This is a genomic window from Parahalioglobus pacificus, from assembly GCF_014652275.1.
GTDB classification, from domain to species: domain Bacteria; phylum Pseudomonadota; class Gammaproteobacteria; order Pseudomonadales; family Halieaceae; genus Parahalioglobus; species Parahalioglobus pacificus.
The window spans coordinates 431,034-456,386 of the sequence record NZ_BMYM01000001.1; the positions used below are offsets into that span (position 1 = coordinate 431,034).

26 protein-coding genes and 1 tRNA gene are annotated in these 25,353 nt (G+C 57.4%); 21 read left to right on the top strand and 6 right to left on the bottom strand.

Features of this window, described 5'->3' with window-relative positions; translation table 11 throughout:
• Nucleotides 1-17 precede the first annotated feature (17 nt).
• From IE089_RS02060 to IE089_RS02070, 3 genes are all read right to left on the bottom strand, one after another.
• Nucleotides 18-2,354, bottom strand: a complete 2,337-nt coding sequence (locus IE089_RS02060; RefSeq protein WP_189474710.1) for a putative bifunctional diguanylate cyclase/phosphodiesterase — start codon at nucleotides 2,352-2,354, stop codon at nucleotides 18-20.
• A gap of 132 nt (nucleotides 2,355-2,486) precedes the next feature.
• On the bottom strand, nucleotides 2,487-3,998 hold the full coding sequence (locus tag IE089_RS02065; protein WP_189477305.1) for an FMN-binding glutamate synthase family protein: 1,512 nt from the start codon (nucleotides 3,996-3,998) through the stop codon (nucleotides 2,487-2,489).
• Nucleotides 3,999-4,070: 72 nt separating this feature from the next.
• On the bottom strand, nucleotides 4,071-5,204 hold the full coding sequence (locus IE089_RS02070; RefSeq protein WP_229802538.1) for a medium chain dehydrogenase/reductase family protein: 1,134 nt from the start codon (nucleotides 5,202-5,204) through the stop codon (nucleotides 4,071-4,073).
• A gap of 129 nt (nucleotides 5,205-5,333) precedes the next feature.
• Here IE089_RS02070 and IE089_RS02075 point away from each other — a divergent pair, with 129 nt between their 5' ends.
• On the top strand, nucleotides 5,334-6,098 hold the full coding sequence (locus tag IE089_RS02075) for an alpha/beta hydrolase (protein ID WP_189474711.1): 765 nt from the start codon (nucleotides 5,334-5,336) through the stop codon (nucleotides 6,096-6,098).
• 105 nt (nucleotides 6,099-6,203) lie between these two features.
• On the opposite strand, the gene IE089_RS02080 is transcribed toward IE089_RS02075, so the two are convergent.
• Nucleotides 6,204-6,290, bottom strand: a tRNA-Leu gene (locus tag IE089_RS02080).
• Nucleotides 6,291-6,469: 179 nt separating this feature from the next.
• Here IE089_RS02080 and IE089_RS02085 point away from each other — a divergent pair.
• Genes IE089_RS02085 through IE089_RS02115 form a run of 7 tightly spaced genes read left to right on the top strand, consistent with a single transcriptional unit; the run spans nucleotide 6,470 to nucleotide 10,602 of the window.
• Nucleotides 6,470-6,733 (top strand): hypothetical protein, encoded by a 264-nt coding sequence (locus tag IE089_RS02085; protein WP_189474713.1) that lies wholly within the window; start codon nucleotides 6,470-6,472, stop codon nucleotides 6,731-6,733.
• A 55-nt stretch (nucleotides 6,734-6,788) separates the two neighbouring features.
• The gene (queA, locus tag IE089_RS02090) at nucleotides 6,789-7,853 is read left to right on the top strand and encodes a tRNA preQ1(34) S-adenosylmethionine ribosyltransferase-isomerase QueA (protein WP_189474715.1); all 1,065 of its coding nucleotides are present in this window, start codon (nucleotides 6,789-6,791) and stop codon (nucleotides 7,851-7,853) included.
• Complete coding sequence (tgt, locus tag IE089_RS02095; protein ID WP_229802539.1) at nucleotides 7,850-8,971, top strand: tRNA guanosine(34) transglycosylase Tgt; 1,122 nt, start codon at nucleotides 7,850-7,852, stop codon at nucleotides 8,969-8,971. Before queA ends, tgt begins: the two co-directional genes overlap by 4 nt.
• Nucleotides 8,972-8,973: 2 nt before the next feature.
• Nucleotides 8,974-9,291, top strand: coding sequence for a YqfO family protein (locus tag IE089_RS02100; protein ID WP_189474717.1), 318 nt, complete (start codon nucleotides 8,974-8,976; stop codon nucleotides 9,289-9,291).
• The gene (locus tag IE089_RS02105; protein WP_189474719.1) at nucleotides 9,291-9,893 is read left to right on the top strand and encodes an NUDIX hydrolase; all 603 of its coding nucleotides are present in this window, start codon (nucleotides 9,291-9,293) and stop codon (nucleotides 9,891-9,893) included. Before IE089_RS02100 ends, IE089_RS02105 begins: the two co-directional genes overlap by 1 nt.
• The gene (locus tag IE089_RS02110; RefSeq protein WP_189474721.1) at nucleotides 9,890-10,414 is read left to right on the top strand and encodes a gamma carbonic anhydrase family protein; all 525 of its coding nucleotides are present in this window, start codon (nucleotides 9,890-9,892) and stop codon (nucleotides 10,412-10,414) included. Before IE089_RS02105 ends, IE089_RS02110 begins: the two co-directional genes overlap by 4 nt.
• Nucleotides 10,411-10,602: a DUF1289 domain-containing protein gene (locus tag IE089_RS02115; RefSeq protein ID WP_189474723.1), complete on the top strand. Its 192-nt coding sequence runs from the start codon at nucleotides 10,411-10,413 to the stop codon at nucleotides 10,600-10,602. Before IE089_RS02110 ends, IE089_RS02115 begins: the two co-directional genes overlap by 4 nt.
• Here IE089_RS02115 and IE089_RS02120 read toward each other — a convergent pair.
• Both IE089_RS02120 and IE089_RS02125 read right to left on the bottom strand, forming a co-directional pair.
• Nucleotides 10,594-11,874 carry an HlyC/CorC family transporter gene (locus IE089_RS02120; RefSeq protein ID WP_189474725.1) on the bottom strand — a complete coding sequence of 427 codons (1,281 nt, stop codon included), beginning with the start codon at nucleotides 11,872-11,874 and terminating at the stop codon, nucleotides 10,594-10,596. The genes IE089_RS02115 and IE089_RS02120 overlap by 9 nt on opposite strands.
• Before the next feature lie 82 nt (nucleotides 11,875-11,956).
• Nucleotides 11,957-12,760: a cytochrome C assembly family protein gene (locus IE089_RS02125; RefSeq protein WP_189474732.1), complete on the bottom strand. Its 804-nt coding sequence runs from the start codon at nucleotides 12,758-12,760 to the stop codon at nucleotides 11,957-11,959.
• 99 nt (nucleotides 12,761-12,859) lie between these two features.
• Here IE089_RS02125 and ffh point away from each other — a divergent pair, with 99 nt between their 5' ends.
• From ffh to recJ, 13 genes are all read left to right on the top strand, one after another.
• Entirely contained in the window at nucleotides 12,860-14,251 is a 1,392-nt protein-coding gene (gene ffh, locus IE089_RS02130; protein ID WP_189474734.1) for a signal recognition particle protein, read from the top strand.
• A gap of 214 nt (nucleotides 14,252-14,465) precedes the next feature.
• Nucleotides 14,466-14,711: a 30S ribosomal protein S16 gene (gene rpsP, locus IE089_RS02135; protein ID WP_189474736.1), complete on the top strand. Its 246-nt coding sequence runs from the start codon at nucleotides 14,466-14,468 to the stop codon at nucleotides 14,709-14,711.
• 26 nt (nucleotides 14,712-14,737) lie between these two features.
• The gene (rimM, locus tag IE089_RS02140; RefSeq protein WP_229802540.1) at nucleotides 14,738-15,271 is read left to right on the top strand and encodes a ribosome maturation factor RimM; all 534 of its coding nucleotides are present in this window, start codon (nucleotides 14,738-14,740) and stop codon (nucleotides 15,269-15,271) included.
• 26 nt (nucleotides 15,272-15,297) lie between these two features.
• A complete protein-coding gene (trmD, locus tag IE089_RS02145) occupies nucleotides 15,298-16,050 on the top strand; it encodes a tRNA (guanosine(37)-N1)-methyltransferase TrmD (protein WP_189474738.1) in 753 nt (250 codons plus the stop codon).
• A 35-nt stretch (nucleotides 16,051-16,085) separates the two neighbouring features.
• A complete protein-coding gene (gene rplS, locus IE089_RS02150) occupies nucleotides 16,086-16,442 on the top strand; it encodes a 50S ribosomal protein L19 (protein ID WP_189474740.1) in 357 nt (118 codons plus the stop codon).
• 282 nt (nucleotides 16,443-16,724) lie between these two features.
• Nucleotides 16,725-16,949 (top strand): hypothetical protein, encoded by a 225-nt coding sequence (locus IE089_RS02155; protein ID WP_189474742.1) that lies wholly within the window; start codon nucleotides 16,725-16,727, stop codon nucleotides 16,947-16,949.
• A 24-nt stretch (nucleotides 16,950-16,973) separates the two neighbouring features.
• Entirely contained in the window at nucleotides 16,974-17,636 is a 663-nt protein-coding gene (locus IE089_RS02160) for a hypothetical protein (RefSeq protein ID WP_189474744.1), read from the top strand.
• A 106-nt stretch (nucleotides 17,637-17,742) separates the two neighbouring features.
• Complete coding sequence (xerD, locus tag IE089_RS02165; protein WP_189474746.1) at nucleotides 17,743-18,648, top strand: site-specific tyrosine recombinase XerD; 906 nt, start codon at nucleotides 17,743-17,745, stop codon at nucleotides 18,646-18,648.
• Nucleotides 18,649-18,794: 146 nt separating this feature from the next.
• Complete coding sequence (locus IE089_RS02170) at nucleotides 18,795-19,541, top strand: DsbC family protein (protein ID WP_189474748.1); 747 nt, start codon at nucleotides 18,795-18,797, stop codon at nucleotides 19,539-19,541.
• 125 nt (nucleotides 19,542-19,666) lie between these two features.
• Nucleotides 19,667-20,860 carry an alanine transaminase gene (gene alaC / locus IE089_RS02175; RefSeq protein WP_189474749.1) on the top strand — a complete coding sequence of 398 codons (1,194 nt, stop codon included), beginning with the start codon at nucleotides 19,667-19,669 and terminating at the stop codon, nucleotides 20,858-20,860.
• A 22-nt stretch (nucleotides 20,861-20,882) separates the two neighbouring features.
• Complete coding sequence (locus IE089_RS02180; protein WP_189474751.1) at nucleotides 20,883-22,202, top strand: homoserine dehydrogenase; 1,320 nt, start codon at nucleotides 20,883-20,885, stop codon at nucleotides 22,200-22,202.
• A gap of 8 nt (nucleotides 22,203-22,210) precedes the next feature.
• Entirely contained in the window at nucleotides 22,211-23,608 is a 1,398-nt protein-coding gene (thrC, locus tag IE089_RS02185) for a threonine synthase (protein ID WP_189474753.1), read from the top strand.
• 8 nt (nucleotides 23,609-23,616) lie between these two features.
• Nucleotides 23,617-25,344 (top strand): single-stranded-DNA-specific exonuclease RecJ, encoded by a 1,728-nt coding sequence (gene recJ / locus IE089_RS02190; RefSeq protein WP_189474755.1) that lies wholly within the window; start codon nucleotides 23,617-23,619, stop codon nucleotides 25,342-25,344.
• The last annotated feature ends 9 nt before the right edge of the window (nucleotides 25,345-25,353 follow it).

A 25,353-nucleotide genomic window follows, 5' to 3' on the forward strand; every position in this document is an offset into this window, starting at 1 on the left:
TTTGTCTCGGGGCTCGGCTATCGCTGTGCGAATGCAACGCCCCGGTTTAACTGCCGAATCTGATCGTCGAAGCTCCGCTCTTTGAGCATGGGTATCAGTGCGTCAGCCGGCACCGGCTTGCTGAACAGATAACCCTGAATGATGGCCGCGCCATGTTCCGTGAGGAATTGGTATTGGCTGCCCGTCTCCACGCCCTCAGCCACCAGTTCCAGGTTTAGGCTGTTGGCCATCGCAATGATCGCCGCAACGAGGTTGGCATTGCGCTGGCTTTTGCCAATGTCCATCACAAAGCTACGATCAATCTTCAACTCATCCAGCGGAAAGCGCGTGAGATAGCTGAGTGATGAGTAGCCGGTGCCGAAGTCGTCGATGGACAGCCGCACGCCGATGTTCTTCAAGCTCTGAAGGGTAACCACCGTATCCTGCGAGCCGTCCATCATAATGCCTTCGGTCAGCTCCAGCTCAAGCGCCGACGCGTCCAGACCCGATTGAGCAAGGGCAGACTCGACATCGCTCACCAACATCGGGCTGATTTGCAAAGCCGACAGGTTCACGGAAACGCGGCTCAACTCAAGCCCCCGGGCTTGGAATTCGGCAAGCTGTCGGCAGGCTTCGTTAAGGCCCCAGTTCCCCAGTTGACTGATGAGTCCGATCTCTTCCGCGATAGGGATGAACTTGTAGGGTGGAATCAGTCCCTGTTCAGGATGTTCCCAGCGCATCAGGGCTTCGGCGCCAATGATATTACCCGTGTGCGTATCAACCTGCGGTTGGTAATGCAGCACCATCTGTCCCCGCTCGATGGCCCGGCGCAGATCAGTTTCCAACCGCAGCCGCTCTACACCGGCAGCGCCCATGGCGCTGTCATAGAACAGGTAGTTGTTCTTGCCCTGCTTCTTGGCGTGGTACATGGCGGTATCGGCAGCTTTGAGCAGCCCCTCTGTGTCGCCGCCATCGTCGGGAGCCACAGCAATGCCGATACTGGGTGTCACGATAATTTCATGACCATCGATGTTCATGGGTGTGGTCAGCGAGTCAAGCAGTCGCTGTGCGACCAATGCGGCAGATTCGGGCTTGTCGATCTGGTTGAGCACCACGGTGAACTCATCGCCGCCCAGCCGCGAGACATCAATGCGTGACTCAGAATCCACGTAGTGTGCAACCACATCACTTTCGCGCACACAGCCGGAGAGACGGTGTGCAACTTCCTGTAGTAGTTGATCGCCGGCGCTGTGGCCCAGCGAGTCGTTGATACGCTTAAAGTTATCAAGGTCGAGAAACAACAGCGCCAAGGGCTGCTTGTTGCGTCGGGCCATGCGCAGTAACAGGCTGAGTTGTTCCGCAAACAGACGTCGATTAGGCAGTGCTGTGAGGCTGTCGAAGTACGCCATCTGGCGCAGTCGATCCTTGGTTTCCGTGACTTCCTTAACGGCCTTGTTCAGTTCCGCATTTCTTTTTGATAATTGCTCAGTGCGTTCTTCAACCTTCATGGACAGCAATTGGTGATCGACGTCCATCTGCGACTTATAGGTATTCAGTCCTGCGATGATGCCGTTGAGTACGCGGGCAATTTCAGCCAGGTCGCCGGCGCTGGACTCATCAACTTTCTCCACCATCTTTCCTGAGGCTATATCGTCAGCGACTTTGGCAAGACGCCCCAGCGGTGCGGTGATACGGCGGGTGATCAGTGAGATAACAAATGCGCTGAACAGAATTACCAATAATCCAATGGCGGCGGAGCTGGCCACGGTACCCAGCGTTTGATAGCGCAGCAGCACGCTGCTCATTTCAATATCCAGATACCCAATTACGTACAGGCTGCGCGCAGAGTCCCGTTCCGACAGCGCCAGGCCAAAGGATTCCCCGGTTACACCAGTTTCGAAAGGATTGATAACGGAGCTTATCGGCCGAGTGATGTGGTTCACCCGCTCGCCAAGGCTGGCGATAGTGAGCAACAGCTGATTAGGTGGTGTGACGTCGGCGCGTCGCACGGCGCCTGTGGTTTGTAGTGGCCCCGCCTCACCGCGCAATGATTCGAAACTGGGCTTACCCTCACCCTCAGACCAGGGTGCAGAGCGCTCACCGACTTCCTCGCCCGTTGCATCAAACAGTCGTACTCGCCGCAGGGCGGGTGACAGCGTCATCAGCTGCGACAGGTTCTGGCTGATGGCCGTTTTGTCATTGAAGTACAAAGCCAGTTGCAGCTGAGGCATGCCTGCAATCGCAGTGACCACCTCTCGCGAAATTTCGTCCCGCTGATAGTGGTACTCACGCTCGCCGATAAAAATCGTGAGTAGCGTCGTCGCGCCGACGGCAATTACCCAAATGAGCGTGTTGATCTTGCCTGAAATTGTCACTGCACTGTCTCCGACGTCAGGCTTTGCGGCTACCCGAAAGCAGCGCCGCGCTGCGTAAGGCAAACGCTAGCACGGTGCTTTTTGAGACGGCAATTGATGATTGGTAAAAAGGCCAGATTGTTGCTGCGCCAGCTATCGGTACCTGTCGTGTGTGATGGCGTCGGGATGCAGCGACGCTAGGGATTCGGGAAGACCAATCTCGTTAATCACCTGGGCATGTTCTCTTCGCAGTTGGGCAGGCTCCCGCACCCCGCAACTGTGCGCGATGATCTCAACTTCATGCTGAAGATTGGCCGCGTAGCTCGCCACCCGCGTTGCTTTATTTGTGGGGTCAAGCCCCTTCTGCAGGTCAGGATCATGGGTAGTGATGCCTGTGGGGCAGGTGTTCTTATTGCACTGCAGTGCCTGTATGCAACCCAGTGCAAACATGAACCCGCGGGCGGAATTCACGCAGTCGGCGCCCAGGCAAAGCGCAGCAGCCACGCCAGAGGGGTTAATCATTTTGCCTGAGCAGATGACGCGTATTCGCGAACGCAGCCCGTACTCCACCAGTTTGTCGACGACCAGTGGCAGGCTTCGCTTGATGGGTAAACCCATGTAGTCCATCAGGCTTTGTGGCGCAGCACCGGTGCCGCCATCTGCGCTATCGACGGTGATGAAGTCTGGCGCATAGGCCAGCCCTTTATCGTGAATCGCCACGCAGAACTCATCCAACCATTGGGCCTGGCCAATGACGCATTTTATGCCTGCGGGAATGCCGGTCAGTTCTCGCACGTGGTGAATCATGGTTAGCAGTTCATCGATAGTGCCGATGTCTGTGTGGCGATTAGGGCTAATGGAATCTTCGCCCTCAGGAATGTGGCGTGTAGACGCGATAATCTCGGTGACCTTTTCGCCCGGCAATATTCCACCCTTGCCGGGTTTGGCGCCCTGAGACAGCTTTATCTCGATCATTTTGACGGATTCGTGAGCGGCAACAGCCGCGAGCTTTTCGTCGCTAAGACTGCCATCTGCGTTGCGCACACCGTACTTGGCCGTACCGATCTGGAAAACCAGATCGCACCCGCCCTCGAGGTGAAAGGGCGACAGTGCGCCTTCACCCGTATTCAGCCAGATGCCGGCCTGGGCGGCACCTATGGAGAGCGCCTTGATTGCTGGCGCGGAGAGGGCGCCGAAGCTCATGGCGGAGATGTTGAAGAAGGCCGAGGTTGTGTACGGAGCGCGTGCGTAGCCTTCGCCGAAACTCAGTTGGCCCCTTTCTTTTATCTGTTCTTCCAATGGTGGGAACAGGCCGTTCAGGAACAGGTAATCCCCGGGTGTGTTCAGTGGATGGGTGGAGCCGAAGGCGATGGTGGAGTCCACGTTCTTGGAGGCCCTGTACACCCAGGAGCGCTGCGCTCTATTAAATGGGAGCTCCTCCCGGTCCAGCGCAAAGAAGTACTGCCGGAAGAACTCACCCAGATGTTCAAAGAAGTACCGGAAGCGTCCAATGATAGGATAGTTTCTGCGAATGGTGTGCTGTGTTTGGGTGATATCCACAACATACATGTACAGCAGCACCAGTGCGCCGGCGCCAAGCAAAAATGCGAACAGCAGTACGCTTAACTCCAAGAAGCCCACCGCGAAAGCGTGGATAGTGCTCATTGTTTCCATGCGTTGTTACCTCCTTACCCGACGGGTTGGTTGAGTGTCCGCGACTGGTTGACTAGCGCAACATTAGCGCAACAGCAGTGCATCAGGTACTAGCACCACCTTACCTTCGACGACACCAGACTCTATGAGTTCGTGTGCCTCGCTTGCGCGGCTCAGGGGGAGAACCTGCCAGATCCGTGGTGACACTTTTCTATCCGCCAGCAGCGACATGAGTTCAGACAAATCCTCCCGAAACCAGTCCGGGTGCGCTGCGCGCATGGCGGTGATGGAGTAAAAAGTCACGGAGCGCTCTTCGCTGGGGAACCAATCCCAAAGGAACTGCTGCCACTGAAATGCCAGGAACTCGCTGGCCACGGACCAGATATTGCCTGCTTCGGCGGCAAGTGAGGCGCTGTATAGGCCATAGGTCACCAGCGCGCCGTTATCACCGAGTGCTTCGTAGGATCGTTTGAAGTTGTCCAGGCTTATTGCATCGAAAGCCGCGTCGACACCTTTGTTATCGGTCTGCTGGGCAATTACTGAGACAAAGTCTTCGCTGCGGTAATCAATGGGTAACGCGCCGCGCTGCCTGACATAGTCGTGCTTTGCTGATGATGCCGTGCCGAAGACTCGAATGTCTTCCAAGTTAGCAAGTTCGGTCAGTGCACTGCCCACGGCGCCTGATGCGCCGTGCACGAGAATGGTGTCGCCCGCAGTCATTGATGCCACACGATGGAGCATCTGGTAGGCAGTGGTGTAACTGAGAATGAGACCGACGGCCTCATTCGCATCGACACCGGGTGGCACAGGCACGAGGTGTTTTGCCGGCCTTATCGCATACTCTGTGTAGGCGCCCCATACACTGAGATCAGCGACTCGCTGTCCCAGAAGCGCAGGTTCAACCCCTTCACCGACTGCCTCTATCACTCCGACCAAGTCGTAGCCCGGGACCAGTGGTGGCTCTTCGTCCACTTCCCCATAGAGTCCCTTTCTAACGAGCACATCAGTGAAAGATGCGCTTGCGGCTTCAACGCGTATGCGCACCTTGTCCGGGCCGGGCGGGGGTAAACCTTCCACGGTTTCCAGTGTCAGCACATTGCTATCGCCGTATTCTGTCATAACGATACGTTGCCAGGATTGCGCTGCGTTCGCGCCCATGGGTAGGCCAACGACAAGCAGTAATGCGAAGTTAAGACTCCGCATAATCGGCTTTTTCATAGTAGAGTTTCCTGATGCACTGGTTAGCAACTATAGCCTCTGTCACTTAGGGTGTGATTGCTTGGTTTTTGTGGACATGCCGTGCTGCGTTTAATTTGATAAGGCACCGTAAATGCCAGGGAACAAGTGATGACTCAAGGGCCGATCGTGACGGACTTTCTTGCAAGGTCGGATGGTGAGCAGATTGCTGTCTGCCACATAAAGGGCAGCGCGCCCGGCGTACTTTTTCTGCCAGGGTTTAATTCCGATATGCGCGGCACTAAGTCGCAGGCACTGGCGGCCTGGTGTCAGCAGCGAGGCATCGCCTTTACTGCGCTGGACTACTCTGGGCATGGGGAATCATCCGGTGAGCTCAAGCATGGCAGCATGGGCCGCTGGCTCGACGATGCCGTGGCGGTTCTGGACGACGTCTGTGAGGGGCCGCAGTTGGTTGTGGGGTCTTCCATGGGCGGTTGGCTAATGTTGCTGCTGGCACTGGCGCGCCCCAAGCGAGTAAGCGGTTTGGTGGGCATTGCCGCTGCCCCAGACTTCACCCAGCGGCTATTCGAGCAGCGATTATCGGCAGACCAAAGAGCAAGCTTAGGGCAGACCGGATACTGCGAACTGCCCAATCACTACGATGACGGCGTGCCGCACACTATCGGCCGACAGCTGATAGAGGAGGGGCGTGAGCACCTGTTGCTGGGCGGCTCTATCAACTACACCGGGCCGGTGAGATTGCTGCACGGACAGCAGGATGAGGATGTGCCCTGGCAGCTGTCGGTGGAAGTGGCCCAGCGTTTGCAAAGCCGGGATGTGGAGCTGATATTGGTTAAGGACGGTGATCACCGTTTGTCGTCAGGAAAGGGCATCGCTCGTTTAACGGCTGTCGTCGGATCAATGCTTGGCGTTTGAGTTTGGTACCGGAGGTCGGACTCGATGGTCCGACATTCGGCCGGCGCGCAGCGTGCTGCTCAAAGAGTTTGGTATCGGAGGCTGGACTCGATGGTCCGACGAGTTTGGTACCGGAGGCCGGACTCGAACCGGCACGCTTTTTACGGCGGGGGATTTTGAATCCCCTGTGTCTACCAATTTCACCACTCCGGCAGGGAGGTGCGGCCCTGTGGGGTCGCTGGAGAAGGCGCGGATTATAGCAATGCCTTCTGCGCATGCAACAAATTCACTTTCAAGGAAAGCCTGTTTCCCGTTAAAATGCGCGCGAAGTGGTGGCGCTGCTGCCTGTATTCCGCAACTAGGTCCATCTGAGTATCCGGGGAGAAAAGAAAATGGCGATGAAACTGGTTAAGAAAACCGACAGTTACAGTGTTTTTCTGCGTAGTGATGAGCGTTACGCGGTGAAGGATGGCAGCGGAAAGCCCGTCAATGGCGACGAAAAGGTTCGTATCTTGGTGGAAGAGGGGCTGATTAAGGCATCACTGCCGGCAGAACCTGCTCCAGAGGCTGAAGAGGCGGAAGCCGAGGCCCCCGCAGAAGAGGGTGCTGAGGAAGCATCCGAGGATGCGGCCGAGGAAGGCGGCGACGACGAGTAAGCCTCGCCGATCCTCTGGAAAGCCGGCCATGTGCCGGCTTTTTTGATGGTGAACTATGAAACTGAGTGAATTCCATTACGACTTGCCGCAGGAGCTGATTGCACAGCACCCGTTGCCCGACCGCACCGCCAGCCGTTTACTGCACCTCGATGCCGGAACTGGCGCCATTGAGCACAGACGATTTTCTGACCTACTGGATTTGCTGGCACCCAATGATCTTCTGGTGTTCAACAATACCCAGGTTATTCCGGCTCGACTCTGGGGACGAAAAGCCACCGGTGGGAAGCTGGAAATCCTTATCGAGCGCACAACCGGTGAGCACACCGCGCTGGCTCATATACGGTCCAGCAAATCACCCGGCGCGGGCATGGAAATTCGGCTCAGTGCCACCGCAGGGGCCGAGCCTGGCGACCGCCGTCTGCGGGTTACCGGGCGGGAAGGTGCACTATTCTGTATTGAATCCCCGGATATCCCTCTCTCTCAGGTGTTGGTTGAACTCGGTCATATGCCGTTGCCGCCCTATATTGAACGGCCGGATGAAGACAGTGACCAGTCGCGTTATCAAACGGTGTATGCATCCCGCGAAGGCGCGGTAGCAGCGCCCACCGCCGGTCTGCATTTTAGCGATGATCTCCTGCAGGCCATTGATGACAAGGGCGCAGGGCGCACTGAAGTTACGCTCCATGTGGGCGCTGGCACGTTTCAACCGGTGCGCACAGACACCATCGAAGATCACCAGATGCATAGCGAGTATCTGGAAGTGAGCCAGGCCACTTGCGACGCCGTGGCGCGCACCCAGGCATCAGGCGGGCGAGTCATCGCCGTGGGCACCACCGCCGTACGATCCTTGGAGACTGCCAGTCGCAGTGGTGTTCTGGCGCCTTACAAAGGCGATACGGACATCTTCATTTACCCCGGGTACGAGTTTCAGGCGGTAGACGCGATGATTACTAACTTCCATTTACCCGAATCCACGCTGATGATGCTGGTAAGCGCTTTTTCAGGCAGCGATCTGATCATGGATGCGTATGCGGAAGCTGTCGCGCAGCGCTATCGTTTCTTCAGCTATGGCGACGCCATGTTCCTGACTTCGCCCATCTCTCGGGGCGCACAGCCATGACCCGCGAAAGCCGTATGCAGTTTACACACTGGGCAACTGACGGAGCCGCCCGTCGCGGTCGCTTGACCTTTCCTCGCGGTACGGTAGAAACCCCTGCCTTTATGCCGGTGGGTACTTACGGCACCGTAAAGGGGATGTTGCCGCGAGACATTCGCGCCATTGGCGCAGAGATCATCTTGGGTAATACCTTCCACCTGTGGGTTCGCCCAGGCACTGACATCATCGAACTGCATGGTGATCTCCACGACTTTATGGGGTGGGAAGGCCCAATCCTCACTGACTCTGGCGGTTTCCAGGTGTTCAGCCTGGGCGATATGCGCAAGATTACGGAAGAGGGCGTGCGTTTTAAGTCTCCAGTTGATGGTAGCCCCCTGTTCCTCGACCCTGAAACATCTATGGCCATTCAGCGCTCATTAGGCAGCGATATCGTGATGATATTCGACGAGTGCACGCCATACCCGGCTACAGTGGATGAAGCGCGTACGTCAATGGAATTGTCACTGCGCTGGGCAAAACGCAGCAAGGACGCCCATGGCGACAGCTCCGCCGCCTTATTCGGGATTATTCAAGGCGGGATGTACGAAGACTTGCGCGCTGAATCGCTGGCTGGGCTGGAGCAGATCGGTTTCGACGGCTATGCCGTCGGCGGCCTCTCCGTCGGTGAGCCCAAGGAAGATATGGTGCGTGTGCTTGAGGGTATGCAACCCTTACTGCCCGACAACAAGCCGCGTTATTTAATGGGTGTAGGCACACCGGCGGATCTGTTAGAAGGCGTGCGGCGCGGGATCGACATGTTCGATTGCGTGATGCCTACCCGCAACGCGAGAAACGGCAACCTCTTCACATCGCGTGGCCAGCTAAAAATACGCAATGCCCGTCACAAAACCAGCACATTACCTATCGATGAGGAGTGTAGCTGTTACACCTGCACTAATTTCAGTCGTGCCTATCTGCACCATCTCGACAAGTGTAATGAGATTCTCGGATCGCAATTGAACACCATCCATAACCTGCACTTTTATCAGCAGCACATGGCGGGCATACGTGCCGCGGTAGAGGCGGGCACACTGGACGAGTTCGCAGCCAATTTTTACGCGCAGCAGGCGCGCGGCGTTTAGCCATGTATAAGTTAGGTGTGTACGTGCCTGACTCGCACCTAGAGTCGCTGAAACAGGCTCTGTTTGATGCAGGTGCCGGCAGGGTAGGCGATTACGACCAGTGCTGCTGGCAGGTCAAGGGCCAGGGCCAGTTCAGGCCGCTGCCCGGCAGTGAACCCTTCACGGGTGATCAGGGCTCGGTATCTTCCGTTGCGGAGTACCGCGTTGAATTGGTGTGTACTGACGATTGTATCCCGGCGGTTGTTGCCGCACTAAAGGCAGCCCACCCCTATGAGACGCCTGCCTTTGACGTCGTGCAACTCCACACCGAGTTTGAGTGATGCTGCAATCACCGGTGTTGGAAAAAGTTTGCGCGGCGCTCCCGTTGAGTGGTGCTAACTGGTCAGCCGCGCAGGCCCCTCAGGCAGCAGTACTGGTTGCGCTAACGGACGACGAGAGCCCACAAGTTCTACTGGGAGAGCGATCGTCGACACTCAAAACCCATCCCGGCGAAATCGCTTTCCCCGGGGGCAAACGTGATCCCGAGGACGCGGGCCCCTGGGTGACGGCAAGGCGCGAGGCGCATGAGGAGGTGGGGCTTCAGCCCGCTGATTCGCATGCGCTGGGTGAGCTGGCACCGCTGTTTACGCGTACAGGATTTGAAGTGCACCCCTGCGTTGCGCAAATTTCAGGTCGTAGCGAGTTTGTTGTGGAAGAGCGCGAATTTGCGCGTATTTTTATGCGGCCACTGTCCGCCTTTGCAGATGCTCGGGCTTTCCGACTGGAAACCATGGAGCATCGTGGGCGCGTGCGGCAAGTGCCTTTTTATGACATTGATGGCGACACGATATGGGGTGTCACGGCGGCGGTGTTGGCGCAGCTGGCGAACCTCGCATACGATGCCGCTCTGGATTTACAACGCGACTGGAACCAAAGCCCATGATGTATAGCCTCGGCGACAAACAGGTCACGCTGATCGGCGGTGATCACTTCATAGCCCCCAATGCAGCCGTGATCGGTGACGTAACCTTGCACGAGAAAGCCAGCGTCTGGTTCAGCTGCGTCTTGCGCGGTGATGCTGAGCGCCTTGAGGTCGGCGAGGGTAGCAATATTCAGGACGGCACCGTGATGCATGCCGATCCCGGGTTTCCGCTGGTTATCGGCCGCAACGTTACTGTTGGCCACAACGCAATGCTGCACGGTTGCCAGATTGGCGACGGCACGTTGGTGGGTATCAATGCCGTGGTACTGAATGGCGCGAAAGTTGGTAAGGGCTGTTTGATTGGTGCTAATGCACTGGTGACTGAGGGTATGGAAGTACCCGATGGCAGCCTGGTGTTGGGTTCACCCGGTAAGATCAAAACCACCTTGAGCGCCGAGCAACAGCAGGGCCTGATGATCAATGCCCAGCACTATGTGTCAAACGCTGCGCGTTACAACGAACTGTTAGAGCAGCAGGTATGAGCGATCCCGCGATAGCCAGCCCCTGCGTGTCCGTGTGCGCGCTGGATGAGAACGATATCTGTATGGGGTGCTATCGCAGCGCGACCGAAATCACCGATTGGTTTATGGCCAGCGACGAAGACAAGCGCGCGATTATGCGCAGGGTCGCCGAACGGCGCGAAGCGGATGGAGGCATCCGCCTAATGTGATGGCGGTGCTACCGCTTTTATGGCAACAGTAGCGCGCACAGCGCGCACCACGTTACCTTCCAGCTCGAGAATCTCGAATCGGTAAGCGTCTATTGCCAGTCCCGCATTGGCGTCTGGAAACGATTCCAAAAACTCAAGGATCAGGCCGCTGAGCGTTTTTGGTCCATCGGTGGGCAGATCCCAATCCAGATGCTTGTTGATGTCGCGAATCGAGGCGGTGCCATCAACAATGAAGCTACCGTCGCGCTGGGGAAAAATCGTGTCGCTGGTGTCTACCAGATTTGAGGTGAACTCACCTACGATCTCTTCAAGGATATCCGCCAGTGCAACCAGTCCCAGCAGGTCGCCGTACTCATCCACCACCATGGCCAGGCGGACTTTCTTCTGCTGGAAGTTCAACAGCTGCGTGTGCAGAGGAGTGCTCTCAGGAATGAAATAGGGCTTGTCCATTTCACGCACCAACGCGGCGCGATCCAGCCCATCGCTGCTCAAAACCCGCGACAGGTTGCGCAAATGCAGTATGCCCTCGATGTTGTTCACATCGTCGCGCCACACCGGTAGCAGAGTATGCGAGCTATTCTGCAGGCATTGAATGATGTCCTCATCGCTGTCGTCCAAGTCTATGCCATACACCTCATTGCGGGGGATCATAATGTCATCCACGGTCACCTGCTCCAGGTCGAGGATGTTGACCAGCATTCCCTTGTGGCGCTGGGGGATGCGTGCGCCGGCCTCGGTTACAATCGTCCGCAGTTCTTCGCTCGATACAGATTCGTCCTGATTGCCCGTGGGGTTGATGCCTAGCAGCCGCAAGAACACATTGGTGATGCCGTTGACGCCAACCACCACCGGGTACAGCAGCTTCAATAGCGGCCACAGTATCAAGCTGGCGGGAAAGGCGATCTTTTCAGGGTGCAGTGCTGCAAAGGTCTTAGGTGTGATCTCTGCAAAAATCAGGATGACCAGCGTCAACAGAAGGGTAGCAATCACGATCCCGGCGTCACCGTATAGCTGAATGGCTATCACGGTAGCGATTGCGGATGCGGCAATGTTCACCAGATTGTTGCCGATCAGAATCAAGCCAATCAATCGATCGGGCCTTTCCAGCAGTTTGCTGGCACGAATGGCGCCCCGATGGCGCTGTTTGCGCAGATGTTTCAGGCGATAGCGATTCAGCGACATCATGCCGGTCTCCGAGCTGGAGAAAAAACCAGACATAAGAATCAGTGCTGCCAGAATCGCGAACAGAAGACCCAGCGGTGCCTCGTTCAAGAGAGGGAACGTCTCCCGAAATGTAATGAAGAGCTATGGTGAATAAAAAGCGCCGAGCACACAAGCCCTGACGGGCGTCGGTTTAGCCGCGTTGAAGCACCAGCTCCAGCACCATCTTTGAGCCGAAGAAGGCCAGCATTAGCAGTGCGAAGCCTCCGAGCGTGAAGCGGACCGCAGTCTGGCTGCGCCAGCCCAGTTGGTAATGCCCCCACAGCAGCGTGGAGAACAGGAACCAGGCAACGATGGTGAGCACGGTTTTGTGTACCAGGTGCTGCGCGAACATGTCGTTCATATAGACCATGCCGCTGGCAATGGCCAGGGTCAGCATTATGACGCCCACCCATAGCAACTCAAACAGCGCGCTCTCCATCGACTGTAGTGGCGGTAGCATGCTGACAATGCCGCGGGTGCGGTGGTGTCGCAGCTGGTAGTCTTGCACCGCCACAATAGCCGCCTGCGCTGCGGCCAGGGTCAATACTGCGTATGCCAGCAGCGAGCTCCCGATGTGTACATACAGGCCGCCGCTCATCGCTGTCTCTGTACTGCCAGTGTCAGGGCTGAAGCTGGCAACCAAAAGGGCAAGACCGGAGAGCGGGAATAGCGCGATCAGCAGGTTCTGCAGGGGCCGGCTCACCAGTGCCGTAAAGCAGGCCACGTTCATGATCAGGAAAATCAGCGCAGGCACTTTGTAAACCCCGAGGCTCAGCCCGGGGTGAGTGAACACAGTATCCCAGACCACCACGGCGTGGCAGAGCAGAGCGACAATGCCAGCACCGACGACCGAGCGCGAGACGCTGGGGCGTTTCTGCCGAAGGTGCAGCAATTGAATGCCGCTGGCAGCAAAGTAAAGCAGTGCTGCAGCGACTGCGAGAGAGGCAGAAGACATAGGTTGGGGAGCGGCGTCCGGGTGACGTATACTTCGCCCCTTTGTACCGATTTGACCCCGTGGAATCAATAGCGCCAGCGGCGCTCAACGAGTTATCCGATGTTTCAAAGCTTAAGTGATCGCCTGTCGGCCAGCCTGCGCACTATCAGCGGCAAGTCGAAGCTGACTGAAGACAATATTCAGGACACCCTGCGTGAGGTGCGCATGGCGCTGCTGGAGGCCGACGTTGCGCTGCCTGTCGTTAAGCAGTTTGTCGATTCGGTGAAACTGCGGGCATTGGGTCAGGAAGTGATGTCCAGCCTGAGTCCGGGTCAGGCATTTCTCAAGATCGTTCAGGCTGAGCTGGAGTCGGTGATGGGCAGTGCCAATGAGGCACTGAATCTTGCGACGCAGCCCCCGGCAGTGATCCTGATGGCAGGTTTGCAGGGTGCGGGTAAAACCACCTCCGCAGCCAAGCTGGCAAAGTTGCTGAAGGAAAGGGACAAGAAGTCAGTCACTGTAGTGAGTGCCGACGTTTACCGCCCGGCTGCGATCAAGCAGTTGGAAACGCTTGCCGGAGAGGTAGGCGCCGACTTTTTCCCCAGTGATGTCAGCCAGAAACCCGTTGATATTGTGAACGCAGCGCTAGACCACGCGCGAATCAAATTCAGTGATGTGCTGATTGTAGATACCGCGGGCCGTCTGGCCGTCGATCAGGACATGATGGACGAGATCGCCCAACTGCACAGTGCCATCAAGCCCATCGAAACCCTGTTTGTGGTTGACGCGATGACAGGCCAGGACGCGGCAAATACCGCCAAGGCCTTCGGTGAGGCACTGCCACTCACAGGCGTCATTCTTACCAAGGTCGATGCAGATACGCGTGGCGGTGCGGCTCTGTCGGTGCGCTCCATCACCGGCAAGCCCATCAAGTTCCTCGGCGTGGGTGAGAAGACGGCCGCGCTGGACCCATTCCACCCCGACCGTCTAGCTTCGCGCATTCTTGGTATGGGCGACGTGATGTCGCTGATCGAAGAAGCCGAGCAGAAGGTCGATAAGAAGAAAGCTGAGAGACTGGCACGCAAGGTCAAGAAGGGGCAGAAGTTTGACCTGGAGGACTTCCGCGATCAGCTACAACAGATGAACAATATGGGGGGCATCACCAGCATGCTGGATAAGCTCCCGGGTATGGGTAATCTCTCCCAGGTGGCGCAGCAGAACATCGATGTGAAGATGTTTGCGCGTATGGAGGCGATGATTAACTCCATGACACCTAAGGAACGCCGTAACCCCGAGCTGATTCAGGGCTCGCGCAAGCGTCGTATCACCCAGGGTTCAGGCACCCAGGTGCAGGACCTGAACCGTCTGCTGAAGCAGCACAAGCAGATGCAAAAAATGATGAAAAAGATGAAGGGCGGCGGCATGCAGAAAATGGTGCGCGGCCTTGGTGGCATGATGCCGCCCGGCGGCGGTGGTATGGGTGGTCCGGGCGGAATGCCCCCGTTCCGCTAGCGCACTGGCGCTGCAGGCTTGCCATCGAGGCGGGCCTTTCGCTCTCCCGCTCCTAAGGTACGGAAATCCCTAAAATTTTTCCGATCTTGGGGTTTTATTTCCAGCGCAATTTCCGTATGATACGCCACCTTTCCGGCCCGCAGGTCGGTTTTTGTCGTGGGAATGCGAGCAAGATCGTCGCAGATGCCTACAAAATTTTAGGAATTTACAGAAAATGGTGACAATTCGTCTTTCTCGTGGCGGTGCCAAGAAGCGCCCCTTCTACCACCTGACAGTGACTGACAGCCGCCGTGCGCGCGACGGTCGTTTCATTGAGCGTGTGGGTTTCTTTAACCCGGTAGCGCGTGGCCAGGAAGAGCGTCTGCGCATTGATCGCGATCGCATCGAATACTGGCAGGGCCAGGGCGCCCAGCTGTCCGAGCGTGTAGCCAAGTTGCTCAAGGACTCTGCGGCAGCCTGATAGGCACCGCATCGGGGAGTGAGCCCGTGACCGATGGATACCTGGTGGCCGGAAAAATTACCGGCTGCTACGGCATCAAAGGTTGGGTCCGGATTCACGCCTACACCGATCCCGTCGATAATTTCCTCGGCTTCGGTGGCTGGATGTTGAAGCAGCGCGGCGCCACGCGCCCCATTGTCTTCGACGCCGGCAAGCGCCACGGCAAAGGTCTGGTTGCCCATATTGCGGGCGTCGATGACCGCGACGCGGCAGAAGCCTTCAAGGGGCTGGAAGTACTGGTAAAGGCCGATGTACTGCCGCCGCTGGAGCAAGGCGAGTATTACTGGCACCAGCTGCAAGGTCTGCAGGTGTGGTGTCATACAGAAGGTGAGCCCCCGGTCTTGTTGGGGGCAGTCGATTACATGATCGACACCGGCGCCAACGATGTGATGGTGCTGAAGGCCTGCGAGGACAGTATTGATGAACGCGAGCGTTTGATCCCCTATTTGGAGGGGGATGTGGTCACCGAGGTGGACTTGGAGCGCGGCGTAATAGCGGTGGACTGGTTCCCGGAAGAGTAGAGGAGCCCACAGAGGGAACTGGCGGTATGCAGATTGCGATTGTCAGCCTGTTTCCGGAAATGTTCAGCGCGGTGAGTGAGCACGGTGTCACTGGCAGAGCCGTTGACCAGGGCAAGGTGGCGTTAAACCACATAAACCCGCGAAGCTTCACCACCGACCGTCACCGCACGGTCGACGACAGGCCTTATGGCGGTGGCCCGGGCATGTTAATGAAGATTGATCCGCTGCAGCAGGCAATATCTGCAGCGAGGGCCTCACTGAACGGTGAGCCCAAAGTTGTATACCTGTCGCCACAGGGCAGACAGCTCGATCACAGCAAGACGGTCGAGTTGTCAGCGTTGGATAGCCTGGTATTGGTGGCGGGACGGTATGAAGGCGTGGATGAGCGCCTGATTCAGTCGGCAGTGGATGAAGAGATTTCCATTGGCGACTATGTATTAAGCGGCGGTGAATTACCCGCCATGGTGTTGATCGACGCGATTACACGCCAGTTGCCTGGAGTATTGGGGCACGAACTGTCGGCACAGGAAGATTCCTACGCCGACGGATTGCTGGATTGCCCGCACTACACGCGGCCCGAGGTGTTCGAAGGGCGCGAAGTGCCGGAAGTATTACTCAGCGGCGATCATGAGAAAATCCGTCGCTGGCGCCTGAAGCAGGCCTTGGGAAGAACGCTGGAGCGTAGGCCCGACTTGCTGAAGGACAGGGTGATGTCACCCGAAGAACAGGAGCTGCTGGCGCAATATTGTCAGGAGCAAGGTATTTCAACCGAGTACTAGCCGTGAGGCTATGAGTGACCACACAGGAGCGCATCATGAGCACCAACAAGATTATTTCTCAGCTTGACGCTGAGCAGATGGAAAAAGACCTGCCGGAATTCGGCCCCGGCGACACCGTTGTTGTTCAGGTGAAAGTAAAGGAAGGCAACCGCGAGCGTCTGCAGGCGTTTGAAGGCGTTGTTCTGGCCAAGCGTAACCGCGGCCTGAACTCTGCGTTCACCGTTCGCAAGATTTCCCACGGTGTGGGTGTTGAGCGTACGTTCCAGACTTACTCTCCGCTGGTTGACAGCATCCAGGTGAAGCGTCGCGGCGACGTGCGCCAGGCCAAGCTCTACTACTTGCGTGAACTGTCCGGTAAGGCAGCGCGCATCAAGGAAAAGCTGGCTAATTAAGCTAAGCCGTCATCGCTCTCCGCACACTGCGGGCGAGCACCTGATTTCGAAAGCGGCCTCCGGGCCGCTTTTTTGTGGGTTCAAGAAAATAGTCCGTACCCACTGCCAGTGAGATAAGTCCAGAGACTGCATCTTTGGTAGGAGAGCGCTATGCATACTCACGGCTGCTTGATGCACACGTCAGTGTTGCATCGGGCCATCCTGGTGCGGTGCCCCGACAAGTTGGGTTTGCAGCTCCGGGCATTAAGGTGAACACGAAACTCATTCAGAAAAGGATTTTGTATGTTCTCGTACCTGAAACACTGCGCTTCTGCAGCACTCGTCGCTTCTCTGTCGCTGACTTTTTCCTCCGCCTCGTACGCCCAGAACGGACTTGAGTTCGTGGCCGTGGAGCCCTGCCGTATTGTGGATACACGGCAAGGTGTAGGAACCCCACTGGCCAGCGGCGTACCCTCGGGATTCCTTGCCTCCGGTAGCAGTGACACCCTGTTTAATCAGGGTGGTTAGGATTGTCCTCCCCCTCGTGAAGGTGTGAAGCCCTCCGCGATAGCGGCCTATGTGCTGGCAGTACCCACGCCCGGCTCTGAGGGTAATGGCGTATTGGTGGCCTATCCTTCAGACCAGCCCACGCCCGCCTCAGGCACAGGTTCCACGGTGAACGTTACTGAGAGCAATGCAGTCGGTAACTCCACCAATATCACGCTGTGCACGCCGGATAGCTGCGTCGGTGACTTCAATATTTTATCGCGTCGCAACGATCGTCATGTTGTCGTGGATGTACTGGGTTATTACTACGAGCCATTTACAGGTGTCGCAAGCTTCTCCGCGGGGAACTCCATAAATTCACCGGCGACTCAACCGACTGAGGTTGCGTCCCTTGATCTCACAGTCCCCTCCGCGGGTATTGTGACCCTGCATTTCAGGTCCACGGTCATTTCCCAGGGGGGAGGAGTGAGTCTGGGCTGCCTGGTAGACCTTAACCGGGAGTTTGTTGCGATAGCCGGTGAGATGTTCGCGGACGGGACGCAAGACGGCCTGTTTATCTTCCCCTTAAGTGGCAGCGTGCCGATTCCGGTAGAGGCCGGTAACGTGAGCCTATCCGTCGAGTGCACCTCGAATTTTGACGTCTCTACCCGAATCGGTGCAGTCACGATGGTAACTTCATTTGCACCCACCACCGTCGGAGCACAATAGCCGGCGGCTTAAGAGCAAAGTAAGGCCCATAGAGCGGGTGAAGGACTGTGGTCGGTCACGGCTGCAGTCTTTTCAGCAAAGCGCACCACTATGATAGCCTCTGAGTATGAGCACAGCCCATGACATGCACCCCGACATCGAGCGTTATATCGATGCCATGTGGATGGAGAAAGGGCTGAGCGACAATACCTTATCGAGCTATCGGCGTGATCTCAGGCAGTTTAACGATTGGCTGGTTGCCCAGCGAAGTTCCAGCGTAACGTCGGCCGACAGAGCACAGTTGCAGGCCTACCTGGGCTCTCGGTTGGAGCAAGGCCAATCGCAGCGCTCCACTGCCCGTTTTATGAGCTGCGCGCGGGGCTTTTACCGTTTTCTCCTCAGGGAAGGGCGTATCACCGTCGATCCAACGCTGGACGTGGACAGCCCCAAACTGGGCAGACCTCTGCCAAAATCCCTATCAGAACAGGATGTCGATCGCCTGCTGGAGGCGCCGGATCTCGACGAGGCGCTTGAGTTTCGTGATCGCACGATGCTGGAGCTTCTGTACGCCTGTGGCTTGCGCGTGACTGAACTCACCAGTTTGCAGATCTCTCAGATCAGCTTGAACCAGGGCGTGGTGCGGGTATTTGGCAAAGGCTCTAAAGAACGGCTGGTGCCTATGGGCGAAGAGGCGCTGGCCTGGTTGCAGCGCTATTTTTCGGGTCCACGATCTGAGCTCCTGAAGGGTATTCCCAGCGATGTGGTGTTTCCCAGTAAACGCGGCCGGGAGATGACGCGCCAAACCTTCTGGTACCGCATTAAACTGTATGCGCAGCGCGCGGATATTCGCTCACCGCTGTCGCCGCACACCCTTCGCCATGCCTTCGCCACGCACTTGCTGAACCACGGGGCGGACTTGCGGGTGGTGCAGATGCTGCTGGGGCATAGCGACCTGACCACGACGCAGATTTACACCCATGTCGCGCGACAGCGCATGCAGGAACTCCACGCCCAGCATCATCCCCGGGGGTAATCACTGGGGCGGTCGCGTCGGTCCGGTTTAGCTGTCCAACTGTTGACGGGGCACAGCAGGTTCTACCGGAACTTATTGCGGCGACGACGTTCCAAGCGTGTCATAATCGCCGCGTTTCGCGTTCACACCGTTTTTTGAGGACCACCATGAAAGTTACACGTTTTATCACCGGCCTGATGGCAGCCCTGCTGGGTCTTGCCAGCGCATGGGTCGCAGCAGAGGTAGACACTGATGTCGAGCAAGCGCTGCGTGCCAAGCTCGATAACCCTGCGGTAGGCCTCAAGGTAGGTACTGTGAGCGAAAGCCAGCTGCCAGGCATGTTGGAAGTGCAGTTTGAGAATGGTCCAATGGTATACGCAACCCCTGACGGTGGCTTTTTCCTGGTCGGCGACTTGTTCGCGGTGCAGGGTGATCAGTTCGTTAACCTGGCCGAGCAGCGTCGCGATAAAGAACGTGTAGCCGAACTCGACGAGATCAGCAGCGATGACATGATTGTTTTCCCAGCAGAAGGTGAGACCCGCTCGCACATCACGGTGTTCACAGACGCCACCTGTTTTTACTGCCAGAAGCTGCATCAGGAAGTGCCCGAATTGAACAAGCGCGGCGTGGAAGTGCGGTACCTCGCTTATCCACGTGCTGGTGTGGGCTCAGATGGCTACCGTCAGTTGGCAACCGCCTGGTGCTCCGAGAATCCGCAGGATACGCTGACCAAGCTTAAGAATCGTGAGTCTGTGGCCGATAACGTGTGCCCCGGAAACCCCATTTCGAGCCAGTTTGAGCTGGGCCAGAAAGTGGGTGTGCGTGGTACGCCTGCCATCATTACCGAGACGGGTCGTATGATCCCCGGCTATCAGTCTGCCGACGACATGATGGTCTCTCTGGGGCTCAACTAGCCCTCACGGGCCCAGCCGGGCCTCACGGCCGCCCCGCGTTGACAGCGTGGGGTAGCTTCATTACTGTTTCCCACCTTTCTTAGCCATTGAGCTCCTGTCGGGAGCCCCACCCGAGTTATCTAAGCGTGGAAGACCAGTTTCAGCGCATTCAGCGCCTCCCCCCTTACGTTTTCAATATCATTGGTGAACTCAAGCAGCAGGCGCGAGCCGCGGGCGAGGACATCATCGATTTCGGTATGGGTAATCCCGATCAGCCCACGCCGTCACATATTGTCGACAAGTTAGTGGAAACGGCGCAGCGTGGTGACACACACCGCTATAGCCAGTCCCGGGGAATACCGCGACTGCGCAAGGCAATCTGTGACTGGTACGCGAGGCGCTATTCCGTAGAACTGGACCCTGAGTCCGAGGCGATCGTTACCCTGGGATCCAAAGAGGGCCTTGCGCACTTGGCGCTGGCAACCACAGGCCCGGGCGATGCTATTTTGGTGCCCAACCCGTCGTACCCGATTCATCCCTATGGGTTTGTCATTTCGGGCGCCGACATTCGCCACGTGCCTATGGCGGATGAGGACGCCTTCTTCCATGAACTGGAAAATGCCATCCGCAACAGCTGGCCCAAACCCAAGATGCTGGTGCTCAACTTCCCCAGTAATCCGACAACCCACTGTGTGGAGCTGGCGTTCTTTGAACGAGTAATTGCGGTCGCCAGGGAGCACGGTATCTGGGTAGTGCAGGACCTCGCCTACGCTGATCTGTGCTTCGATGGCTATGAGGCTCCCTCGATCCTGCAGGTGAATGGCGCGAAAGACGTGGCTGTGGAGTTTTACTCCATGTCCAAAAGCTACAATATGCCGGGTTGGCGTGTAGGATTTTGCTGCGGTAACAGTCAATTGGTGGGTGCGCTTGCGCGCATGAAATCGTATTTGGATTACGGCATGTTTACACCGATCCAGGTGGCGGCCATCGCCGCGCTGGAAGGTGATCAATCCTGTGTCACCGAGATCAATGCTATGTACCGTGACCGGCGTGACACGCTGTGCAGAGGTCTGAACGATGCAGGCTGGCCTGTCACACCGCCCAAAGCGACTATGTTCGTGTGGGCGAAGATTCCCGATCATTACGCAGCGATGGGCTCACTGGAGTTCAGTAAGAAGTTACTGAGCGATGCCAAGGTTGCCGTGTCTCCCGGCGTGGGCTTCGGTGAGTATGGCGAGGGTTATGTGCGCTTCGGCCTGATTGAAAACGAGCATAGAACCCGGCAGGCCGTGCGTAACATCCGGCGCATGATGAAACAGGACGGCGCAGTCAGCGCCTGACGTTTTCCCGATAGAGAAAAGTATGATTAACGAATTACGCGCAGTAAATATAGGCATTTGTGGGCTGGGCACTGTGGGCGGTGGCACTTTCAGCTTGCTGCAGAACCACGAAGAGCTCTTGGCCGCTCGCGCCGGCACGTCCGTCAAGGTGAAACACGTGGGCGCACGCCGCGACAATCCCGAGTGCCCTACCGGTGATACGCCCGTGAGCCGTGACATCTTTGATGTGGCGCGCGACCCGGATGTGCATGTGCTGGTCGAAATGATTGGTGGCACCACGGTGGCACGAGAGCTTGTGGAAGCCGCCTTGCGCGCTGGAAAGCATGTGGTGACTGCGAATAAGGCTTTAATAGCCGAGGCGGGCAACGAGCTATTTGCGCTGGCGGCGCAGCACGGCGTTGCCCTGCGTTACGAGGCAGCAGTGGCTGGCGGTATTCCGATCATCAAAGCGCTGCGTGAAGGACTGGCGGGTAACGAGATTCATTGGCTGGCCGGCATTATCAATGGCACGGGCAACTTCATTCTCACGGAGATGCGCGACAAAGGCCGCGCCTTTGACGAGGTACTCAAAGAGGCTCAGGCACTGGGTTATGCCGAGGCAGACCCCACCTTCGACGTAGAGGGTATCGATGCCGCCCACAAGTTGGTGATCCTGGCGTCACTGGCCTTTGGTATACCGATGTCTGTTGACGCTGTCTTCGCGGAGGGTATTACCAAGCTCACGCCTGAAGATCTCGGCTACGCGGAAGAGCTGGGTTACCGCGTTAAGCATCTGGGTGTGGCCAAGCAGAGTAGTGAGGGTATTGAGCTGCGGGTGCACCCCACGCTGATTCCCGAGAGTCGTTTATTGGCTAATGTTAACGGCGTAAAAAATGCGGTACTGGTCGAGGGCGATGCAGTGGGTCCAACGCTGTATTACGGCGCAGGGGCGGGGGCTCAGCCAACCGCATCAGCCGTGGTGGCAGATATTGTCGACCTGGCGAGAGAGCTGGCAGCGGGGCAGTTGTGCCCAGTGCCTTCGCTGGGTGTTGCTCCCGAGGCGTTGAAGTCCCCCTCGTTCGTATCTATGTCCGACGTGGTGACGCCCTGGTATTTGCGCCTGGAAGCGGAAGATCGTCCCGGGGTAATGTCGGAGGTCACCAGCTTGCTGGGCGAGCAGGGCATCAGCATTGAGGCCTTGATACAGAAGGCCCCCGGTACCGGGCAGACCCGGGTACCTGTGATCGTGATCACCAACGCGGCGCGTCAGGGCGATCTGGAAACAGCGGTGGCCGCCATCGAGGCGCTGCCCACCATTACCGGTACAATAGCGCGTATCCGCGTTGAATCGCTGGACGGTTAGGACTACTCATGAAGTACATCAGTACACGGGGTCAGGCGCCCGCGTTGAACTTTGAACAGGTGTTGCTCACCGGGCTCGCTTCGGATGGCGGCCTATACGTACCCGAGACATTGCCAAAATTCTCGGTCGAGCAGATCGAAGCTATGCGGGGCATGGCCTATCCCGAGTTGGCGCTGGAAATCATTCGCCCCTTCGTGGCTGACTGCATTCCTGAAGACGATCTCGCCCAAATCCTGCAGGACACCTACGCCGAGTTTCGTCACGGCGCCGTCGCGCCTCTCATCCAATTGGCGCCTAACCAGTGGGTAATGGAGTTATTCCACGGACCCACACTGGCATTCAAGGACTTTGCCCTGCAACTGCTGGGGCGACTGCTGGACTACGTGCTGGAGCGCGAGCAGCGCAAAGTCGTCATCATGGGTGCTACATCGGGTGACACCGGATCGGCGGCCATTGAGGGCTGCAGGCGCTGCAAGAACATCGACATTTTTATCCTGCACCCTCATGAACGTGTATCCGAGGTGCAGCGCCGACAGATGACCACCGTTGTTGGCGACAATATTCATAACCTGGCAGTTGAGGGTAATTTCGATGACTGCCAGGCCATGGTGAAGGCCAGCTTCAATGCGCAGCAGTTCCTGCCTGATGGCCGTAGCCTTGTTGCCGTTAATTCCATCAACTGGGCGCGCATCATGGCCCAGATTGTTTATTACTTTCATGCAGGACTGTCGCTGGGAGCGCCGTCGCGCAAGCTCGCATTTTCTGTGCCCACCGGTAACTTCGGCGATATCTTCGCGGGTTACCTGGCGCGTGAGATGGGCCTGCCCATCGAGCAGTTGGTGATCGCCACCAATCGTAACGATGTGCTGCATCGGATCATGACCACCGCCACCTATGGCCGCCAGCAGTTGGAGCAGTCGTTGTCGCCCAGCATGGATATCACCGTGTCCAGCAATTTCGAGAGGCTACTCTTCGATCTGTATAACCGTGACGGCGCAGCAATCGCAGACCTGATGAAACGCTTTGATGTCGGTGCGGTGGATATTGATGATGCGGCGATGGCAACGGCGAGAACCTTGTTCAGTAGCGCCCGCGTCTCGGATGAAGAGACCTGCGCGCGTATTCTGGAAACCTGGCGCAGCAGTGAGTACCTTCTGGATCCTCATACTGCGATTGGCGTAGAAGCCGCCCTGAGTGCTCAGCCTGAAGGTGATGTGGCGATGGTGACGCTGGCCACTGCGCATCCTGCGAAATTTCCTGCAGCGGTGAAGCAAGCCGGTGTCGACGTTGAGCCGCCTCTGCCGCAGCATCTGGCTGACCTGTTCCAACGGGAAGAGCGTTTCACGGTGCTGCCCAATGAACTGGATACTGTTCAACGCTTTATTGCCGAGAACAGTAATGCCTGATTAGCGCTTTGAACGCGCGTGTTCAGCGCCGGGCTGCGCCCGAGCAGGTGTTTGATGCGCCGGGGCTGCCGCCTCTGCTGGCTCGTGTCTACGCAGCGCGTGGAATCGCCAGCGCCAATGAACTTGAGCTTACGCTGGCGCACTTATTACCGCCCTCTACCCTGAAAAGCAGTGAGGCCGCAGGCCGGATGTTGGCCGATGCGCTGGCCGACGAGCAGCATATCCTGGTGGTGGGTGACTACGATGCGGACGGTGCCACCAGTACCGCACTTGCCCTGACAGTACTCCGTGCCATGGGTGCAGCTAACGTCAGTTATTTGGTGCCCAACCGGTTCGAGTACGGTTACGGTCTGACTCCCGCGATTGTCGAACTCGCCAAGCCACTCGGACCGGATATCATCGTCACGGTAGACAATGGTATCTCCAGCCTTGAAGGTGTTGCGGCTGCACGAGCAGCAGGGATAGCGACTCTGGTGACCGACCACCACCTGGCCGGTCGGCAATTGCCGGATGCCGACGTTATAGTGAACCCCAATCAGCCCGGCTGTAACTTTGCCAGCAAAAGCCTCGCCGGTGTGGGGGTGATGTTTTACTGCCTGCTGGCACTGCGTGCCGAGTTGCGCCAGCGGGGTTGGTTCAGTGATGCAAGGCCGGAGCCTAACCTGGCTGATTATCTGGATTTGGTGGCGCTGGGCACTGTGGCAGATGTCGTGCCTTTGGACCGGAACAATCGCATCCTCGTAGACGCTGGTTTGAAACGCATTCGCGCCGGTCGTGCCTGTCACGGTATTGCTGCTCTTCTAGAGGTGGCCAATCGGCAGCAGGGTAGGGCAGTGGCATCTGACCTGGGCTTCGCTGCCGGGCCGCGATTGAATGCGGCGGGTCGACTGGACGACATCTCGGTAGGGATCGAATGCCTGCTGGCCCCCGATGCTCACCGTGCGCGTGCACTGGCCGCCGACCTGGATGGCCTGAATCGTGACCGTAGGGCGATAGAGCTGGGCATGCAGAGAGATGCGCAAGCCCAACTCGATGCGATGGTATTCGATGATGCCGAGCAGCCGCCGGTTGCGTACTGCCTCTACGATGCCGGGTGGCATGAGGGCGTGGTTGGCATACTGGCATCGCGGATCAAAGACCGTGTTCATCGTCCCACTATCGCGTTCGCCGACGGTGCCGGCGGTGAGTTAAAAGGTTCTGCCCGATCCATCAAGGGCATACACATCCGTGACGTGCTCGATGCTGTTGCTACGCGAAACCCCGGTCTGGTGTCCAAGTTTGGCGGGCATGCCATGGCAGCCGGACTTAGCCTGCCCGCCGAGTCTCTGGATGCTTTTCGCAAGGCATTTATTGCAGAAGTCGCCAGACATGCTGAAGACGTAGAGCTGGATGCAGTGATCGAATCCGATGGCGCCTTGAGCGCGGCCGAGTTTGATCTGCAACTTGCTGAGGCACTGCGGTTTGCAGGCCCTTGGGGGCAGCACTTCCCCGAGCCTGTTTTCGATGGTGTCTTCAATGTCGTTGATCAACGCTTGGTGGGGAGCAACCATCTAAAGATGGTGCTGTCGTTGCCGGGCGAATCAACAGTGATGGATGCTATCCAGTTTAATGTGGATACGGCGAGCTGGCCGCAGCCTGAACTGTCTCAGGTGCGAGCAGCCTATCGGCTGGATGTAAATCAGTATCGCGGCCGCAACAGCCTGCAGCTGATGATTGACCACCTCGAGCCCGTCTAAGGCCAGACG